Here is a 15,675-nt window from a genome sequence, read left to right as displayed (position 1 = left end):
TCCGCGCCGGGGCCCAGCGGCGTGGGCGCGCCCGGCTCGGTGCCGGGATCGGGCGGCGCTGGTCAGTCGGTGTGCTGCCGCCGCGAGGAGGCGCGGACGACGAGCCGGAAGGGGGTCGACTCCCGCCGTGCCACCACGGGCCCCGCGCTCTCGCCGGCCGGCTGCCGGCCGGTCTGCTCGTCGAGCAGGGTGAGGGCGCGTTCCGCGATCACGTCCAGGTCGGGCGCGACCGAGGTGAGCGGCGGGTGCGTGTACGCCGACTCCGGGACGTTGTCGATGCTCGCCAGCGCGACGTCGTCGGGCACCCGGACGCCGGAGGCGTTCAGCGCGTGCAGGGCGCCGACGGCCAGTGCGTCGTTGAAGGCGAAGATCGCGTCCGGCAGTGGGCCGCTGCCTTCCAGGAGCTGCCGCACGGCCTCGTGGCCCTGGGCCCTGTTCCAGTCCTTCACGGGCGCGACCAGCCAGTTCACCCGCCGCACCCCGGCCGCCGAGAGGGCCTGCCGGTAGCCTTCGGCGCGCTGGCGGCCGTTCTCGCTGCCGTTGCGGCCGAGCGCGACGATACGGCGGCAGCCCTGTTCCAGGAGGTGCTCGACGGCGGTGCGGGCGGCGGCCACGTTGTCGATCCCGACGCGCGGGAAGCGGTCGCCGACGTCGTGCTCACCGAGCATGACCAGCGGAAAGTCCGGCGGGGTGGCCGCCACGTCGGCGGCCGGCAGGGTCAGGGCGCTGAACAGGACGCCGTCGGCCACATTGGTCAGTCCGCCCGAGAGGATGCGCCGTTCCGTCTCGCTGTCGCCCTCCGTCGACTCGACGAGCACCGTGATGCCGCGCCGGGCCGCGGCCCGGATGACGGCCTGGGCGAGCTCGGCGAAGTAGGGCTCGGCGAGATAGGGCACGGCCAGCGCGACGAACCCGGTGCGGCCCGAACGCAGGCCGCGGGCCAGGTAGTCCATCTTGTAGCCGAGCGCGTCGAGGGAGTGCTGCACGCGGGCGCGCATCTCCGGGCTGACGTGTGTGTAGCCGCTGACCACGTTGGACACGGTCCGCACCGACACGCCGGCGTGCTCGGCCACGTCCCGCATCCGTACCCTGCCCACCGGCGCTTCCCTCTCGGTCGGTCGCCCGCCGGCGGCGGCCGGCGGACAGTCCTGCGTTCCGTCACTCCCGCCCCGGGCAGCCCTGCCCGAGCATTCCTTGCATCGTTGCAAAGGTTCACTCATGATGAGCGGAATTCGATTGTACGAAACCCGGTGGCCGGTGAGGCAGAAGGAGGAGCGCCGTGAGGGCGAGTGAACAGGAGGGCACGTATCCGAGGCCGCTCATGTGCCGTGAGCAGTGGCACAGCCTGGACGGCACCTGGGAGTTCGGATACGACGACGCCGACGCGGGCGAGCGTGAGTCATGGTTCTCCGGGCACTCGGGCGGCGGATTCGACCGCGAGATCACGGTCCCCTTCCCGCCCGAGTCGCCCGCCTCAGGGATAGGCGAGACCGCCCCGCACCCGATCGTCTGGTACCGCCGCCGCATCGCCCACGAGACGCTGGCCCCGGAAGTAGACACCGCACCGGCGGCCGGCGCGCTGTCTGCCTCCGACGCGATATCTGCCGCTGGTGCGGCGCCGTCCTCGGGTGCGGTGTCTGCCCCCGGCGGCCGGACGCTGATCCACTTCGGTGCGGTCGACCACCGCGCCCGGGTCTGGCTGGACGGCCGGCTCGTGGCCGAACACACCGGCGGCCAGACGCCGTTCACCGCCGATGTGACCGACGCGATGCGGCCGGGCGCCGCCGAGCACATACTCGTCGTACGGGCCGAGGACGACCCGGCCGACCTCTCCGTACCCCGGGGCAAGCAGGACTGGCAGGAGCGGCCGCACGCCGTCTGGTACGAGCGGACCACCGGCATCTGGCAGAGCGTCTGGACCGAGACGGTCCCCGCCCAGCACATCACCGACCTCGCCTGGATCCCCGACCCCCAGCACGGGGTCGTGGCCGAGATCGCCCTGGCCCGGCCACTGCTCCGGCCGCTCACCGTCGACATCGTGCTCAGCGTCGGGGGCCGGGTGCTGGCCGAGACCTCCACCGTGACCACCGGCCGCCGCACCCGGATCGACATCGCGATAGCCGCCCTGCGCAACGGCATCGACCGGGAAGCCCTGTGGTGGAGCCCCGACTCACCCACGCTGGTGGACGCCCGGGTCACCGTGCGCGACCCGGGAGCATCCGGGACGGCCGCCGGCACCGCGGAGGCGCTGGACGTGCTGGACGTGGTGGACAGCTATCTGGGCCTGCGCAGCGCAGGCGTCGGAGGCGGCGCGTTCCTGCTCAACGACCGCCCGTACTACGTACGTTCCGTACTCAACCAGGGGTACCGTCCCCGCACCCTGCTCGCCAACAGCGGTACCGCGGAACTGCGCCGCGAGGTCGAACTGATCAAGGAGATGGGCTTCAACGCGGTCCGTATCCACCAGAAGGCCGAGGACCCGAGGTTCCTGTACTGGGCCGACCGGCTCGGCCTGCTCGTCTGGGGTGAGACCGGCGCCGCGTACGAGTACGGCACGGAGGCCGTCGAACTGCTCACCCGTGAGTGGCTGGACCTGGTCCGCCGGGACCGCAGCCACCCGTCGATCGTCACCTGGGTGCCGGTCAACGAGAGCTGGGGCCTGTCCGATGTCGCACACGACCCGGCGCAGCAGCAGTACTCGATGGCCCTGGCCGCCCTGACCCGGGCCGTGGACCCGACACGTCCGGTGCTGTCCAACGAGGGCTGGGAGCACACCGACAGCGACATCCTGGGAGTGCACGACTACACCGGCGACGCGGCCCTGCTGAGGGAGCGGTACGGAGACGCCGCCGGGTTCGCCGCGGTGCTGGCGGGCGGGGGACCGCAGGGCCGGGTGATCTCGCTCTCCGAGCGGCAGAACGAGCGCTACGAAGCGGGCGCGGCGCCTCTGATGATCACCGAGTTCGGCGGCCTCTCGCTGGCGGGCGGCGACAACGACTTCTTCTACACGCAGACCAGCTCCGACACCCAGTACGCGGAACTGCTCGGCACACTCTTCGGCGAGCTGCGACGGAGCCCGCTGGTCGCGGGGTTCTGCTACACGCAGTTCATGGACACGGCCCAGGAGACGAACGGCCTGCTCTTCCCGGACGGCACCCCCAAACTGCCGCTGGAGACGATCCGCGGGATCGTCACGGGGGTTGAGGAGGGGGACGGGGCCGACCGGGGGGCCTGACGTAGTCGGTAGCCCGGTTTCGCACACGCCTTCTCCACGGCGGGCGCGGATCTGTGGTGGTGCGGCTCCAGTCCGACCACCTCGGCACTCTCCAGGAGGACCTTCTCGACGGCTCGTGCTTGTCGATGTCTCGTCCAGTCGAGGACGTCCGGCTCCGAGCCGCCCGGGAAGGCCGAGCCAAGCTCACGAGTTCCCTCACTGCGGCCGAGCAGGGAGGCACACAGCCGCCTACTCCCCGCACGCCGAAACAGGAACTGCCCACGCGCGATCAAGAAACCCAACCGGTGGCCCGTGCAGCGGACCCGCGCCGAGCGGGGGCCGGTCAAGCCGGGCCGCCGGGTCCTCAACCAGGCCCAAAGCCAAGATCCATCGACGAGCAGGAAGACCCGTGCTCACTCCGGCACCGCCCTGAGTGACGGGTCCGGACACCTCACGAACGTTCGCCGGCATCATTGCGGGACCAGGATCAGATTCTGCTCGGGCTCTGACACGCGAAAACGGACCAGCTTGCGACGTCAGGTGCCTCCTGATGTCCAGCAGGTGCTCGCCGTCGGGCGGGCGACACAGCCCCTCGACCGGCCGCTCATCGGGGGCGTCCTTCACCCGTTTGAATGGTTGCGATGCCTCATACACATGCCAGAGATGAATACGGGGAGTCACCGCTCTGTAGGCGACTGGTGTGCAAGAACAGAGAGGTCAATCGTGGCAGCAACCGTCTGGGGTGTGGTCGGCTCATCCGGGAACAGGATCTCCAGTGAGGGGGCCAGGGCGTGAAGCGATCTCCTCTCATCATCGCAGCAGCGGCAACCAGCGCCCTGCTACTGGGCGCGGCACCTTCGATGGCGTCCGCCAAGGCGCCCCCCGAGGGGAACTTCCAGCTTGCAGTCGACTCAGGCCAGTGCATCCAATCCAATGGCTACGGCTACCCGCTCGACTTGGATGACTGCGAGTCGTTCGAAGCTCCCTGGCAGCTGTGGAAGGCGCAGGGCGACGATCTGTCAGACATGCGGCTGCAGAGCGTCCTGGACGATTCGTGCCTTATGGAGACATCCAGCGGCGACTTCGTCACCGAGGTATGTGACGACACCCTCGCGCAGCGGTGGGAGGTCACCACGCGAGACGTGGACGGGAAACAGCAGGTGCAGCTCCGAAACCTTGAGCGCAATCAATGCTTCGGGCGAGGCGACCGCGACTGCGAAACCGACCGCAGCTGGCTCACGGTCATCGGGGCTCGCTTCTGAAGGAGCTGCCGGGGATCGGCTTTCTGCGGGGTGAGTGAGTGCGCCCAGGTCGAGGTGCTGGTCCATGTCCAGCCGGAATGTGCTGTACGGGTTGACGTTCGACCAGAAGAGCGCGGTCAGGCCGCACCGGTCCTCGTCGCTCAGCGGCTTCGCCCAGACCGGTTCGGCTTCGGCCACACCCTGCTGCACCAGCAGGGTGTTGACGTGCACGAGCGCGGACTGGAGCAGGTGCAGGGGTGTGCTCCTTGTCCGGGCCGACCTACTTTGCAGCTGGCGGCTGCGCTAGGACACCGGGGCCACGGAGGCCCGGTTGGGGACGCCCAACCGGGCCTCCGTCGCTTCCCCGTGCGTCACCTCAGGTAAAAGCAACGGCATTGGGCTGGGACGGGGCCCAGCCGCCTTGCTCGGGGCTTCCGGTACGGCCGTGATCACCGCGTCCTCACCGCTGCTCTCGGCTTCCGGCCGATGCTCTCCAGCGGGGCCGCGCGCCGCTCCGCATAGGCTGGACAACGTTGTCTGGATCAGGTCCTGGATTGCCGCGAACGGAGCTTCCCGTATGAAGGACGTCGTCCCCCTGACCGCCGGCTGGACACTGCGGCACGAGTCGGCCGCGCTTCCCGCCCGGGTGCCCGGCTGTGTGCACACCGATCTGCTGGCCGCCGGGGTGATCCCGGACCCGTTCCTCTCCCGTAACGAGGAGGACGTGGCGTGGGTGGGCCGGGCCGACTGGCAGTACGACACGGTGCTCCCGCCGCTTCCGCCGTGCGGCGCCGCCCATGAACGTACCGATCTGGTCTTCGACGGGCTCGACACGGCGGCCACGGTCACGCTCGGTGGCGAGGTCGTCGGCCGGACCCGCAACATGCATCGCGGGTACCGCTTCGACGTCAGCGGTCCCGCCAGGGATGCCATTAGCGGTGCCGCCGGGGGTGATGCCGTCCTCGGTGGTGCCGGTGACAGCGATGACAGCGATGACAGCGGTGGTGCCGACGGCGGCGGAATCCCGCTCTCCGTGCTCTTCACCTCCGCCTACACCGAGGCCGAAGCGGTCCGCGCGCAGGTGGGGGAGCGCCCCAACTCGTATCCGGAGCCCTTCCAGTACATCCGTAAGATGGCCTGCTCCTTCGGCTGGGACTGGGGGCCGACGCTCGTCACCGCGGGCATCTGGAAGCCGGTGCGCGTCGAGCGCTGGTCGACCGCCCGTCTCTCGGACGTACGCCCGCTGGTCACCGTCGACACGGGCACCGGCCGGGTCGAGGCGCGGATCCAGGTGGAGCGCACGGCGTCCGGCACCGGCCGGCCGCTCACCGCTGAACTGCGCGTCACCGGCGGCCCCTTCGCCTCCGCCTCTGCCTCCGTTTCTGCCTCTGCCTCCGCCGACACTGCCTCCGCCGACGCTGCCTCTGCCTCTGCCTCCGCCGACGCTGCCGCGCCCGCCCGTGCGTCCGTCACCTTCGACGGTACGCGCGCCACGGTCACGGCCGAGGTGCCCGGCGCCGCGCTCTGGTGGCCGCGCGGATACGGCGGACAGCCGTTGTACGACTGCGAGGTGGTGCTGCGCGACGAGAGCGGCGCCGCACTCGACAACTGGTCGCGCCGGATCGGTTTCCGTACCGTCGCCCTCGACACCTCCGCCGACGAGCACGGCACCGGATTCACCCTGGTCGTCAACGGCGAGCGGATCTTCGCGCGCGGCGTCAACTGGATCCCCGACGACGTGTTCCCTTCCCGCATCACCCCCGAGCGGTACCGCACCCGCCTCACCCAGGCCACCGAGGCGGGCGTCGACCTGGTCAGAGTCTGGGGCGGCGGGATATACGAGTCGGACGCCTTCTACGACATCTGCGACGAGCTGGGCCTGATGGTCTGGCAGGACTTCCTCTTCGCCTGTGCCGCCTACCCCGAGGAGCAGCCGCTGCGCTCCGAGGTGGAGGCCGAGGCCAGGGAGAACGTCACCCGGCTGATGCCGCACGCCTCGCTGGTCCTGTGGAACGGAAACAACGAGAACCTCTGGGGCTTCCGCGACTGGCAGTGGGAGGAGGAACTGGCGGGTGACTCCTGGGGCGAGGGGTACTACCTCGGGCTGCTGCCGCGCATCGTCGCCGAGACCGACCCGACCCGGCCCTACACGGCGGGCAGCCCCTGGTCGGGCTCCTGGGACCACCACCCCAACGACCCCGCGCACGGCACCTCGCACTCCTGGGAGGTCTGGAACCGCACCGACTACACCGACTATCTGGACCAGTCGCCCCGGTTCGCGGCCGAGTTCGGCTGGCAGGCACCGCCCGCGTACGCGACCCTGCGCCGCGCGCTGCCCGGCGAGCAACTCGCGGCGGACTCACCCGGGATGGTCCACCACCAGAAGGCGGCCGGCGGCAACGGCAAACTGGAGCGCGGACTGGCCCGGCACTTCGCCGTGCCGGCGGACTTCGACCGCTGGCACTACCTCACCCAGGTCAACCAGGCCCGCGCCATCGCCACCGGGATCGAGCACTGGCGCGCCCAGTGGCCGGTCTGCGCGGGCACCGTCGTCTGGCAGCTCAACGACTGCTGGCCGGTGACCTCCTGGTCCGCGATCGACGGCGACGGGCGGTACAAGCCGCTCTTCCACGAGCTGCGTCGGGTCTACGCCGACCGGCTGCTGACCGTGCAGACCGGGGACGGCGGCCTGCGGATCGCCGCCGTCAACCAGTCCGCCCGGCCGTGGTGCACCGGGCTGCGGGTGCGCCGGATGACGGCGGGCGGGAAGGTGCTGGCCGAGGCCGTACTGGAGCTTTCGGCCCCGGCCCGCGCGGTCGGCCACACGGCGGTGCCCGCCGCGCTGGTCCCCGACGCGGGGACGGGGACGGGGGCGGCGGAGGAGTTCCTGGTCGCCGATGCCGATGCCGATGCCGATGGTGATGGTGCTGGCCTTGTTGGTTCCGGTTCCGGTTCTGGTTCCGGTGGCGTACGGGCGTGGCACTTTCCCGTACGTGACATGGCCTTCGCCTATCCGGCGCCCGAGTTCGACGTGGAGGTGGTCCGGCGGGAGGGAGGCGGCCGGGTGGACGTCGTGGTCACCGCGCGGACCCTGCTGCGCGATCTGCTGCTCCAGGCCGACCGGCTGGCTCCCGCGGCCGTCGCCGACCGCGGCCTGCTGACCCTGCTGCCGGGTGAGAGCGCCACCATCGGGGTGCGCGGCTGGGATGCCCCGGACCTGTCGGATCCGGGGCTGTCGGATCCGGACCTGTCGGATCCGGGCCTGTCGGATGGCGGGGCGGAGGTCCGTGCGGTGCGCGCGGCGCTGTTCGCGGTGGAACCGGCCTGAGCGGACCCGGTCGGCCCGACCGGCCCGCCGAGGGCCCCGGCCGCCCCGGCCGCGCCTCCCGCCCTCAGGGACCCGGCCGCTCCGTCGTCCGGGACGGCCCGGCCGCCCCCTTCCGGCAGGGCCGTCGGGTCCCGGCGGATGCGGGCGGGGCCCGGGCGGCCGACCATGGAGGCAGGGCGATCGCCGTCCCGCCCCTGGAGGACCTGTGTGCGCCGATGCGCCGGATGTTCCGCTCCCGCCGGGCCTTGATGGCCTCGGACCGCTGTTCGCGGGCACCCCAGCGGGTATCTGCGTACTCGACACGGAGCTGCGCTATCTGTACGTCAACCCGGCGCTCGAACGGATGAACGGCATCCCGGCCGCGGACCATCTCGGCCGTACCGTCACCGAACTGCTTCCGGAGCTGAACGTACCGACGGACATCCTGCGTGAGGTGCTGGCCGACGGCCGGCCCCGTGAGCCGACGTCCAGCGGCCGTACGCCGTCGTCGGACCATCCGGGACCGCGGTTCTGGCAGGGCGCCTGCCACCGCGTCGAGCAGGACGGCGAGGTCCGGGGGCTCGTGCTGATCATGGTGGAGGTGCCGGCGCCGCGCCGCAGGCACGCGGAGTACGAGAGGGTCAGCAGGCATCTGTCGATGCTGGACACGGCGGCGAACCTGATCGGCACCACGCTTGACCTGAACACCACCTGCAGTGAGCTGGCCGACTTCGTGGTCCCCGAACTCGCCGATGTGGCGAGCGTCGAGGTATTCGCACCGGACATCGGCACCCGGGTACGGCCCGCGCCCGCCGGGGTGGTCCGGCTGCGCCGGGCCGGTATGGCGGCCGTACCCGATCTCGCGGAGGCGGTACGGCAGTTCGGGGAACCGGGGTACTACGCCGATTACCAGGAGGACGGAAACATCGCGCACTGCCTGGCGACGAACCAGCCGGTGCTGCAGAACCTCACCACCGACGACCAGCTGAGCGCGTCCGCCCCCACCCCCGAGCGGGTCGCGGTCTACCGCGCGCTCGGCTTCCACTCCACTTGTGTGGTGCCGCTGACCGCCCGGGGGCGCCCGCTGGGCTGCCTGGCGCTCGTACGGGCCGGTGACTCGCCCGCCTTCACCGAGCAGGACGTGGTGGTCGCCAGGGAACTGGCGGTCCGGGCCGCCGTCGATCTGGACCACGCCCGCCGCTACACGCGTGAGCACGGCATCGCGCTGGAGCTCCAGCGCGCCCTGCTCTCCGAGCCGCGCAAACCGCATCCGCACGTCGAGGTCGCCACCCGCTACCTGCCGGTCGGCCAAGGGGCGGAGGTCGGCGGCGACTGGTTCGACGTCGTACCCCTGTCGGACGCCCGCCATCTGAAGGTCATGGGCGATGTGATGGGGCACGGTGTCGAGGCGGCCGTCGCGATGAGCCACTACCGCTCGATGGTGCGGCTCCTGGCCCAGGACGACCTGCCGCCGCACCTCATCCTGGAGCGGCTCGATCTGATGGTGGAGAAGGCGGGCATCGACCGGGCCGCCACCTGTCTGCTGGCCATCGTGGACCGCTTCCGGGGGGAGTGCCAGGTGGCGAGCGCCGGTCATCTGCCGCCGGTGTTCATCGACCGCGATACGGGTGCCGTGGTCGCCGGGATCCCGGTCGGACCGCCGCTCGGCACCGGGCTCGGCGGCTATGAGAGCGTCTCGCTGCCCTGCGGTCCCGGAACCGTCCTGTTCATGTACACGGACGGTCTGGTGGAGCGCCGGGACGAGGACATCGATGTGTCCGTCGGCCGGCTGGCAAGCCTGCGGCTTCCGGTCGGCGGGACCCTGGAGGGTCTTCTCGACGACGTACTCGACCGGTTCGGCCGGGACGCCACGGACGACATCGCGGTCCTCGCGTCCCGGATCCGGTCCGGGAGAGCGAAGCCTTAGCCTGGCCGGTCCTGGCCGGTCCTGGCCGGTCCTGGCCGGTTCTCGCCGGTCCTGGGCGTGGGCTTGGGGCGTGGGCTCGGCCCGTCTTGCGTGGTCAGTCGCGCCGGAGGCGGTTCAGACGTTCAGACGTTCTCCGCCTGGAACATCCAGCGCTGCTTCTCCAGTTCGGCGGTCAGCCCGATCAGCAGATCCTGGGTCACCGGGTCCGCCTCGTCCGTCGCCGCGATGGCGCCGCGCAGCCGGGTGATCGCACCGCCCAGGGCCTCCACCAGCAGCTCCACGACGTCGTCGTCGGGGATCCAGCCGGTCGCCGGCTCCGGCAGCTCACTGGTCTTGGCCAGGGCTGCGATACGCCCGTCGGGCGGTACGCCGATCGCGGACGACCGTTCGGCGACGGTGTCCGCGAAGTCGCGGGCGGTGGTGACCACCTCGTCGAGCTGGAGGTGGATGGAGCGGAAGCGCGGCCCCACCACGTTCCAGTGCACCTGCTTCGCGAGGAGGGAGAGGCCGAGCAGGTCGACCAGGGCGCCCTGGAGCGCGTTCCCGGTGGTCTCGCGTGCCGCGTCGGGCAGGGTGCTCTTCAGCGTGGCAGTCATCTGCGTGCACTCCTTACGTCTTCGTCTTCGTGCTCGTTCTCGGCTTTGTTTTCGTTTTCGTCTGTTTCGCTTGCTTCGATTCGCTGTGCTGTGCGGGCTTGTTCGTCCGCTCCCTCCGCGTACCCGATGACCCGGAGGGCAGTCTTCGCGGTGCGAACCCGTCGTAGGACCCGTCGTCGGACCCGCCGTCCGGCCCGTCGTCGGACCCGTCGTCCGGCCCGTCACTTCGCGTCCGCGTAGCACTCGACCACAGCCGTGGTGAACGGGAACCGGACCGGTGTCTCCCCGAAGGCGATCCGGCCGGCCAGCTCACCGGCCGCGCGGATCGCCTCGACCACCTGGGGTGCCTCGTCGCGCGGGCAGTGCACGATCACCTCGTCGTGCTGGAAGAAGACCAGCTCGGCGCGGAGCCCCCCGGTGTGCAGGGCCTGGCGCAGCGCGGCCAGCATCAGCAGCGCCCAGTCGGCCGCGCTGCCCTGGACCACGAAGTTCCGCGTGAACCGGCCCCAGGCACGCGCGTCCGACGAGCGGGGGCCGCTCGAAGGCCCGGCCTCGGGGAACCGGCCGTGCGGCGGGTCCTCCTGCGGGATTCCCGCTTCGTCGCTGTCCTCGGCCCCGGCCGCCGGCGGGCTGGTGCGCCCCAGCCAGGTCCGTACGAGCCGCCCCTCCTCGCCCGCCTTCGCCGCCTCGTCGACATAGGCCACGGCGTCGGGGAAGCGCCGCCGCAGTGCCGCGAGGTTCTTCAGGCCGTCCCCCGACGTCTGGCCGTAGACCGCGCCGAGGAGCGCGAGCTTGGCGTGGGCGCGGTCGCCGCTGAACGCCCGGTCGGAGAGGGCCGTGTACAGATCCCCGTCGTGTCCGGCCACCTCCATCAGCCCCCGGTCGCGGGAGACCGCCGCCAGCACCCGGGGCTCCATCTGGGCGGCGTCGGCCACCACCAGACGCCAGCCCTCGTCCGCGACGACCGCCCGCCGGATCACCTTCGGGATCTGGAGCGCCCCGCCGCCATTGGTGGTCCAGCGCCCGGAGACCGTCCCGCCCGGCTGGTACTCGGGGCGGAACCGGCCGTCCCGTACCCAGTCCTGGAGCCAGGACCAGCCGTTGGCCGTCCAGATCCGGTAGAGCTTCTTGTACTGGAGCAGGGGTCGCACCGCCGGATGCGCGATTCCCTCGATCTCCCAGCGGCGGGTCGACTTCACCCGGATCCCGGACTGCGCGAACGCCTTGATGACGTCGGCGGCCAGCTCCGGTCTGACCCGGCGTCCGAAGGCCGCCGACACCTCGTCCGCCAGCTCCGCCATCCGGCGCGGCTCGCCACCGCCCGCATACCGCTCGCCGAGCAGCTCGTCCAGGACCGCCCGGTGCACATCGGCCCGCCATGGCAGCCCGTCCCGGTGCATCTCGGCCGCCACCAGCATCCCCGCCGACTCCGACGCGGTCAGCAGCCGCATCCGGTCCGGGTGGGTGGTGGTCCCGTACCGGGTGAGCTGGTCCGCGTACACCTCGAGGAGGGCGCCGAACTCCATCTGTACGGGGGCCGGTTCGAAGAGGGAGGACTGTGCGCCCGGCTCGGCGGATCGAGGGCGCGGGTCGGGCGGCACCGGCGCCCGGTGCAGGCGGGCCCAGGCGGCCGCCGCCGAGCGTGGCTCGCCGTACCGCCCGTCGTGGCCGAGCAGCAGCAGCTCCGCGTCCTCGATGTCGTAACACCGCTCGACCCGCACGCCCGCGGCGAGCAGCCGCGGATAGATCTCGGCCGTCGACCGCCACACCCACCGCCCGACATCCGGCCGGGCCCGCACCGCCTCGACCAGATCCGGCTCGTACGCCACGTCCCCCGCGGGCAGCCCGTCGCCGCCGAGTGGCGCGAGGTGTGCCCCGCCGCCCTCCGCCGCCGCCAGACCCCACCGTTCGGCCATGCGATCGAGTGTTGCAGCCACCACTGACAATCGGCCGGAGGCGGCGGTCGCGCAGGACACCGGGCGGCCCGGAAACGGCCGTGATCGATCCCGGAACACGGAAGCAGCACCGGCCCTTCCGGTGTTGCACGGGAGAGCGGGCGCCTGCGGCCGTGACCGAGGCAGCGGTCGGCAACCGAGCGACCGGGTGACCGGGTGACCGGGTGACCGGGTGACTGAGTGACCGAGCGACTGACGGAGGAGACACCATGGAAGCGATCGTGTACGAGGAGTTCGGCGGCCCCGAGGTGCTCAGGCTCCAGGAGGCCCCCGAGCCGCACGCGGGTCCGGGCCAGGTCAGGGTGAAGGTGGCCGCCGCCGGGGTGAACGCCCTCGACTACAAGATCCGCCGCGGCTGGACCAAGGACATGTTCCCGACCACACTGCCCGCGATCCCCGGGGTGGAGGTCGCCGGGACGGTGGACGAGACCGGTGCCGGCGTCACCGGGGTCGCGGTGGGCGACGAGGTGGTGGGCTGGAGCGTCACGGGCGCGTACGCGCCGTACGCCCTCGCCGAGACGGTCGCCCCCAAGCCCGACGCGCTCTCCTGGGAGACGGCGGTCGCGCTGCCGGTGGCCGGTGAGACCTCGGAGCGCGTCCTGAGGCTGCTGGGCGTCAAGAACGGTGAGACGTTGCTGGTGAACGGCGGTGCGGGTGCGGTCGGTTCGATCGCTGTCCAGCTCGCGGTGGCCCGCGGGGCGACGGTCGTCGCCACCGCTTCCGAGGCCAACCACGACTTCCTGCGGGTGCTCGGCGCGACCCCCGTGACATACGGCGAAGGGCTCGTGGAGCGGGTCCGCGCTGTCGCCCCGCAGGGCGTGGACGCGGTCTTCGACGTCGCAGGCAAGGGGGCGCTCCCGGACGCGATCGAGCTGCGCGGCGGTACGACGGACCGCGTCGTCACGATCGCCGACCCGGCGGCGGCCGAGCTGGGCGTGGTCTTCAGCGGGGGCGCCGTGGCGGAGGACGCGGAGACGATCCTGGCGGAGCAGGCCCGGCTGGCGGCGGACGGCACCCTGCGGGTCGAGGTGGCCAAGGTGCTTCCGCTGGAGCAGGCCGGGCAGGCTCAGGCGCTGAGCGAGGAGGGCCACGTACGGGGGAAGCTGGTGCTGAAGGTGTGAGGCGCGCGGGGAACTCTGTCCACAGGCTGTGGACGGAGTTCCCCCCGGCCTGACACCCGGCGGGCCTGGGCAGGGCCGGACCTACCCTTGGCGCATGGAGAACGTATGGAATCGGTGACCGACCGGGCCTTCGCCGCGGCGCTCTACAGCGACGGCGACGCGGGCCTGGACACCGGGGCCTCGCTGCTCGCCGCCGACCCGGCCGCCGACGCGGAGCTGGGCCGGCGCGGCGAGGAGTTCCTGCGCCGGGCCTGGGGCCGCGGCTGGCAGCCCGCCGATGTCGCACGGCTCGTCCGGCGCGATCTCGCCGACCACCACGTCCGGCTGCTGGCCGCGCTGATCACCACGGAGGCGCGGGCCCACAAGAGTCTGCCGCCCCGCTGGCAGGCGCAGCTCGACGCGCTGACCGCCGCGCCGCCCTGGGAGGCCGACCGCTTCTCGTACGCGACCGCGCTTCTTGAGCTGTACCGGCTGCTGCTGCGCCTGCCCGCCATCGAACCGGTGGGTCCGGCGCCGGGCACCGATCCGCTGCTGCCGCCGCACCACCATGCCGAGCCGCGGACGCTCGGCAGGATCCGTGCGCTGCTGGCCAAGGCCGAGGCGACGGACTACGCGGCGGAGGCCGAGGCGCTCAGCGGGAAGGCGCAGGAGCTGATGGCCCGGCACAGCATCGACGAGGCGCGGCTCGCGGCCGAAGGGCAGCTGACGGACACCCCCGCGGCCTGCCGTATCGGTGTCGACGCCCCGTACGAGACGGCCAAGGCGGTCCTGCTCGACGCGGTCGCCACCGCGAACCGCTGCCGCGCGGTCTGGAACAGCGCGTTCGGCTTCTCCACCATCGTCGGTTTCGAACCCGACCTGGAAGTCGTCGAACTGCTCCACGCCTCGCTCCTGGTCCAGGGGCTGGCCGCGATGGCCCGCGCGGAGGCGGCGCAGCGCGCGGGCGGGCGCAAGCGGACGAAGACTTTCCGGCAGTCGTTCCTGGCGGCGTACGCGGCCAGGCTCGGCGACCGGCTCGCACGGACCACGCGGGAGGTGACGGCGGAGTCGGCCGGCTCACTCCTGCCGGTGCTCGCGGAGCGGGATGTGGCGGTGGTGTCGGAGGCGGACCGGATGTTCCCGCGGACGACCGTGAGCCGGGTGCGGGGCGTGACGGACGAGGCGGGCTGGCTGGACGGCACGGCGGCGGCGGACGCGGCAGGACTGGGACCGGCGGCCGGGCGAAGGACCTGACCTTGCGGGGGCTACGCGTGGAGGGCCTGACCTTGCGGGGGTTACGCGTGGAGGGCCGACCCTGCGGGGGTTACGCCTGGAGGACCTGACCCCGCGAGGGCTACGCCTGGAGGGCCTGAGGCGCGGTGGCTGCGACCCGGCGGGCCGGAGCCTACGGGGTCCACGGGCCCGGGGGCCTGCCCCCGCGGTAGCTACGACCAGGCGGGGCTGAGCCACGAGGCCCATGGCCCGGCGGTGCCCGCGCCCGCAAGGCCCATGGCCCGGCGGTGCCCACCGCCGCCGACAGGTCCCACCGCGACAGGTCCCACCGCGACAAGTCCACCGCCGACAAGTCCCACCGCCCGGCGGGGCTGCCCCCGCCCGTACGCACACCGCACCTCCCTTCCCTGCGCCCGATATGCCCCGGTATCCGGCTACGCTCTGACCCATGAGCTGGCTCCGGGCCCTGAACGCGACCGCCCGCTCCGGGCTGAGGATCGAACGGCGGCGCCTGGAACCGCTCATCGCCTTCCGCGGCGCCGCGGGCCTCGCCCTGGTCGTCCTGCTCAGCCTCGACATCTTCGGTCCAGCCGTCGCCGCCAGCTCCGCCTTCGGCGCCTACCAGGCCGCCATCGCCAGCTTCCAGCGCAGCTGGCGCGCCCGGCCCGTCCTCGCGCTGGTCTCCGGCGGGACGCTGGCCGTTTCGACCTTCCTCGGCTACCTCTCCGGGGTGCACACCACGCTGTTCATGGCGCTGATCGCGGTCTGGGCGTTCGTGGCCGGCCTGGCCTGGGCCGTCGGGCCCACCGCGGGCGTCATCGCCGCCTCCAACGTCGCGATGATGCTGGTGACCGTCACCCTGCCCACCTCGGTCCCGGCCGCCGCCGGCCACGCCGCGATCATCGCCTGCGGTGCGGTCGTCCAGGCCGGGCTGATCGTCCTCTTCCCGGTCCGCCGATGGGGCGCCCAGCGCGACGCACTCGCCGACGCGCTGGCCGCCGAGGCCGACTACGCCCGCAGGCTGCGCCAGGACCCGATCGCGCCCTTCGACCCGGAGCCCTTCGTGACGGCCCGCAGCGCCGCCGCCGTCACCCGCCGCGAG

10 protein-coding genes are annotated in these 15,675 nt (G+C 72.3%); 6 read left to right on the top strand and 4 right to left on the bottom strand.

The features are described 5' to 3' along the window. Positions 1 to 62 precede the first annotated feature (62 nt). Entirely contained in the window at positions 63 to 1,082 is a 1,020-nt protein-coding gene (locus tag G3I19_RS25715) for a LacI family DNA-binding transcriptional regulator (protein ID WP_164266084.1), read from the bottom strand. A 197-nt stretch (positions 1,083 to 1,279) separates the two neighbouring features. Between G3I19_RS25715 and G3I19_RS25710 the strand changes: the two genes are divergently transcribed. Continuing rightward, positions 1,280 to 3,235, top strand: a complete 1,956-nt coding sequence (locus G3I19_RS25710) for a glycoside hydrolase family 2 TIM barrel-domain containing protein (RefSeq protein ID WP_164266083.1) — start codon at positions 1,280 to 1,282, stop codon at positions 3,233 to 3,235. A 998-nt stretch (positions 3,236 to 4,233) separates the two neighbouring features. On the opposite strand, the gene G3I19_RS36980 is transcribed toward G3I19_RS25710, so the two are convergent. Then, complete coding sequence (locus tag G3I19_RS36980) at positions 4,234 to 4,686, bottom strand: hypothetical protein (protein WP_203600180.1); 453 nt, start codon at positions 4,684 to 4,686, stop codon at positions 4,234 to 4,236. A 346-nt stretch (positions 4,687 to 5,032) separates the two neighbouring features. On the opposite strand from G3I19_RS36980, the gene G3I19_RS25700 reads away from it, so the two are divergent. Then, entirely contained in the window at positions 5,033 to 7,783 is a 2,751-nt protein-coding gene (locus G3I19_RS25700; RefSeq protein ID WP_164266082.1) for a glycoside hydrolase family 2 protein, read from the top strand. Positions 7,784 to 8,045: 262 nt separating this feature from the next. After that, positions 8,046 to 9,689 carry a SpoIIE family protein phosphatase gene (locus G3I19_RS25695; protein WP_239074827.1) on the top strand — a complete coding sequence of 548 codons (1,644 nt, stop codon included), beginning with the start codon at positions 8,046 to 8,048 and terminating at the stop codon, positions 9,687 to 9,689. A gap of 122 nt (positions 9,690 to 9,811) precedes the next feature. On the opposite strand, the gene G3I19_RS25690 is transcribed toward G3I19_RS25695, so the two are convergent. Continuing rightward, positions 9,812 to 10,285, bottom strand: coding sequence for a DNA starvation/stationary phase protection protein (locus G3I19_RS25690; RefSeq protein ID WP_164266081.1), 474 nt, complete (start codon positions 10,283 to 10,285; stop codon positions 9,812 to 9,814). Positions 10,286 to 10,506: 221 nt separating this feature from the next. Continuing rightward, positions 10,507 to 12,201 carry a bifunctional 3'-5' exonuclease/DNA polymerase gene (locus tag G3I19_RS25685; protein ID WP_164266080.1) on the bottom strand — a complete coding sequence of 565 codons (1,695 nt, stop codon included), beginning with the start codon at positions 12,199 to 12,201 and terminating at the stop codon, positions 10,507 to 10,509. Positions 12,202 to 12,449: 248 nt separating this feature from the next. Here G3I19_RS25685 and G3I19_RS25680 point away from each other — a divergent pair, with 248 nt between their 5' ends. The 3 genes from G3I19_RS25680 to G3I19_RS25670 form a co-directional block, all read left to right on the top strand. After that, positions 12,450 to 13,361 (top strand): NADP-dependent oxidoreductase, encoded by a 912-nt coding sequence (locus G3I19_RS25680; protein WP_164266079.1) that lies wholly within the window; start codon positions 12,450 to 12,452, stop codon positions 13,359 to 13,361. 105 nt (positions 13,362 to 13,466) lie between these two features. Continuing rightward, complete coding sequence (locus G3I19_RS25675) at positions 13,467 to 14,594, top strand: DUF2786 domain-containing protein (protein WP_164266078.1); 1,128 nt, start codon at positions 13,467 to 13,469, stop codon at positions 14,592 to 14,594. Positions 14,595 to 15,021: 427 nt separating this feature from the next. After that, positions 15,022 to 15,675, top strand: a 654-nt coding sequence (locus G3I19_RS25670; protein WP_275402775.1) for an FUSC family membrane protein, incomplete at its 3' end; no start/stop codon positions are given.

The sequence above is a fragment of the Streptomyces sp. SID10853 genome (assembly GCF_010548145.1).
In the GTDB taxonomy this organism is placed as follows: domain Bacteria; phylum Actinomycetota; class Actinomycetes; order Streptomycetales; family Streptomycetaceae; genus Streptomyces.
The sequence above is the reverse complement of the archived record's forward strand: the minus strand, read 5'-3'. Positions and strand labels throughout refer to the sequence as shown.

What these genes read in the sequence shown, in the direction of transcription:
- G3I19_RS25715 (WP_164266084.1), bottom strand. Translation starts at nt 1,082, where the DNA reads ATGCGGGACGTGGCCGAGCACGCCGGCGTGTCGGTGCGGACCGTGTCC.
- G3I19_RS25700 (WP_164266082.1), top strand. Translation starts at nt 5,033, where the DNA reads ATGAAGGACGTCGTCCCCCTGACCGCCGGCTGGACACTGCGGCACGAG.
- G3I19_RS25690 (WP_164266081.1), bottom strand. Translation starts at nt 10,285, where the DNA reads ATGACTGCCACGCTGAAGAGCACCCTGCCCGACGCGGCACGCGAGACC.
- G3I19_RS25685 (WP_164266080.1), bottom strand. Translation starts at nt 12,201, where the DNA reads ATGGCCGAACGGTGGGGTCTGGCGGCGGCGGAGGGCGGCGGGGCACAC.
- G3I19_RS25680 (WP_164266079.1), top strand. Translation starts at nt 12,450, where the DNA reads ATGGAAGCGATCGTGTACGAGGAGTTCGGCGGCCCCGAGGTGCTCAGG.
- G3I19_RS25675 (WP_164266078.1), top strand. Translation starts at nt 13,467, where the DNA reads ATGGAATCGGTGACCGACCGGGCCTTCGCCGCGGCGCTCTACAGCGAC.